Below are 2784 nucleotides of genomic sequence, written 5' to 3'. Positions count from 1 at the left end.
AGACCGAACACCGACCAGCCGAGATAGAACGCGCCGAGCGCCCACCAGAGCGGCACCAGGCCGAACATCGCCGTCAGCGGCCAGACGGGCAGCGGCGGCGACCCCAGAGGTGGCCGTGCCGCGTTCCCCGGCCGCGCGGTGCTGCTTCCCGACCCCGTCCGCGTGGCGGTGCCGGGCCGTCGGTCAGACACCCCGCCCCGTCCGCTGGGCCAGCCGCAGCACACGTTCACCGGAGAGCAGCCCGAGGACCACGGGCACGGTGACCAGCACCCGCTTCTCGTACGGGTTGAGCCGGACCACCCGGCCCAGTTCCCGGACGGCCTCCCGGCGGCGCCGGCCGGAGGCGAGCGCGAAGGCGATCTGCCCGTGCAGCCGGGCCAGGCCGGTCCGGCTGCCGGCCAGCTCGGGGTGCTTGTCGAGCAGGTAGCGGGTGGCCTCGACGATCGTCGCCCAGCGGCCGAAGAAGAAGGAACCGCCGTGCCAGTCCACCACCACCAGGACCTCGGGCACGATCACCACCGGGCCGTGGGCGGCGATCCGCAGCAGCCACTCGTAGTCCTCGCCGTAGCCGCCGGGCAGCTCCTCGTCGACCGGGCCGATGGCGTCCCAGGTGGAGCGGCGGACCAGCAGGGTGCTGGAGTGCACCTCCATCACCCGGTCCTCGACGAAGTCGGGCAGCGTCACCTCGGCCCGGTCCAGGCGCCGCTCCTTGGCGATGCCCGGCCCCTCCAGCCGGATGCCGCAGCTCGCGGCCGCGGCGTCGGGCCGCTCGGCCAGCAGCTCCACCTGCCGGCGCAGCTTGGCCGGCAACCAGAAGTCGTCGTCGTCGCAGAACGCGAGCAGCGCGCTGGTCGACTCCTCGGCGCCGGTGTTGCGGCCGCCGGGCAGCCCCCGCGAGTGGGTGTTGTTGACGTAGCGCAGCGTCCGGCCGGCCGGCACGTCGAGGTCGAGGTCGCGGATGTCGGTGTGGTCGTAGACCACCACGCACTCGACCGGGCCGGGATAGTCCTGGTCCAGCACCGCGCGCACGGCCCGCTCCAACAGACCGGGGCGGTCCCGGGTGGCCACCACCACGGTCACCGGCGGGTACCGGTCGGCCGCCGTCGCGTCGTCGGCCCGCTTCGGGTCGCGGTCAGTCACGGCCGACACCCGTCACCACCAGGCCGATCGGCTCCACCCCGACCGCGCGCAGCCGCTCCACCAGCTGGCCCAGCTGCGTCGTCCGGGTCTTGTCCAGGGCGGTCACCAGCATCGCCCGGCCCTCCCGGGCGGCCCGCACCCCGCGTTCGTCGTGCAGGGCGGGCGGTGCGTCGAGGACGGTCAGCCCGTCGGCAGCCGGGGCGTCCAGCTCGACCAGGCGCACCGAGCCGGTGCCGATCCGCACCTCCTGCCCGTCGCCCAGCGATCCCTCGCCGGTCGGCCGGGAGGTCGTCGGAATCACCTCGGTCTTGTCCGCGGTCGTGGTCGAGCGGTACACCGCGCCGTTCTTCGCGTCCGGGGCGGGGAACGGCCGGGGCTTGCGGACCGCGGGGATCACCATGGTGTCATCCGGACCGGCGGCGCCCGCGGGCGCCGGGGTCGGGGCCGGTGCCGGGGCGGGGTTCGCGCCCGGCGTCGTCACCCGGGGCCGGGACAGCAGCGAGCGGGCCGGCTCGACCGCGGGATGCCGCCGCTGCGCCTCCTGCAACATCGCCCGCACCCGCTCCCGGAGCTCCGCGGTGGTGCCGAGCCGCACGTCCTGCCCGTTCTGCGCCAGCGCGGCGGCCAGCCCGGCGCTGATCTGCTCGCGTGCCTCGTCGGCGCCGGACGAGAGCAGCACCAGCGGGGTGCGCTGCGGCCCGTCCACCCAGCGGCCCAGGGCCAGGGCCAGGTAGCGCAGGTCCGCCTCGTCCGGCCGGCCGCTCCGGTCCCGCCGGACCGTGCCGAGCAGGGGCGCGCCGACCGTCACGGCGGCCTCGGCGGCGGTCCGGACCCGGCGGTCCAGGGACTCCCGGACGAAGGCCACCAGCGCGCCGACCAGCAGGCCGCCGAGCAGCCCGGCGACCAGGATCAGCGGCGCGGCGTCCCGGCTGGAGGGCACCGGCGCGCGGGCGGCGCTGGTGACCGAACCGGGGCTCAGGTCGGCCGAGGCGATCTTGGAACGCTGCTCGGCGAGGGTCGCGAGCTGGTCGTTGAGCGAGCGCAGCTGGTCGAGCAGGGCACTGACCCGCGGCGGCGGGTTGGTGCTGTTCTGGGTGCTGGGCAGCGCCTTCTGGGCGGTGGTGCGCTGGCTGGTGACCAGGGCGATGGTGTCGTCGTACGACTTGAGCACCTCGGCCCGCTGGTTCTCGTAGATGCCGCGGCGCAGCTCGAGGTATCCGTCGGCGGCGCCGTTCGCCCCGTCCACCGCTTCCCGCTCGGAGTGGCCGGCGTAGCTGAAGCGCATCACCTGCCCGCCCACCGGGGTCTCCACGGTGAGCGCGTCCGCCACGTCGCTGGTGTCCCGCCCGGTGATGGCGGAGACCTTGTCGATGACGTCGTTGCTCTTGGCGATCCCGCTCTCGGCGGTCATGTTGACCGCCCGGTCGGCGCCGCCGGAGGGCACCGAGAACGGGTCGGTGACCACGGCGCGGACCACCACCGCCGTCGTCGCCGTGTACGTCGCGGGAACGAGCAGGACGTAGCCGGCCACGGCGGCCAGCACCAGCGCCGCGGTGCCGAGCACCGTCCGCCACCGGCGCAGCGGGATACGCGCCAGCTCGACCAGGCCGACCGGGCGTTGCCGGGCTGGAGCGACGTCGGTCA

General features: G+C 75.4%; 2 protein-coding genes and 1 pseudogene. All 3 read right to left on the bottom strand.

Annotation, left to right across the window (positions count from 1 at the left end):
• A pseudogene (locus AC5RWQ_RS30090) lies at positions 1 to 191 on the bottom strand (O-antigen ligase domain-containing protein); the annotation flags it as partial.
• Positions 184 to 1140, bottom strand: a complete 957-nt coding sequence (locus tag AC5RWQ_RS30085) for a glycosyltransferase family 2 protein (protein ID WP_494285979.1) — start codon at positions 1138 to 1140, stop codon at positions 184 to 186. The pseudogene AC5RWQ_RS30090 and the gene AC5RWQ_RS30085, both read right to left, overlap by 8 nt.
• A partial coding sequence (locus AC5RWQ_RS30080) for a Wzz/FepE/Etk N-terminal domain-containing protein (RefSeq protein ID WP_494285978.1) occupies positions 1133 to 2784 on the bottom strand: 1652 nt, incomplete at its 5' end. The genes AC5RWQ_RS30085 and AC5RWQ_RS30080, both read right to left, overlap by 8 nt.

The organism is Micromonospora sp. BS32 (genome assembly GCF_059089345.1).
This window is presented reverse-complemented; position numbering and strand designations above follow the sequence as displayed.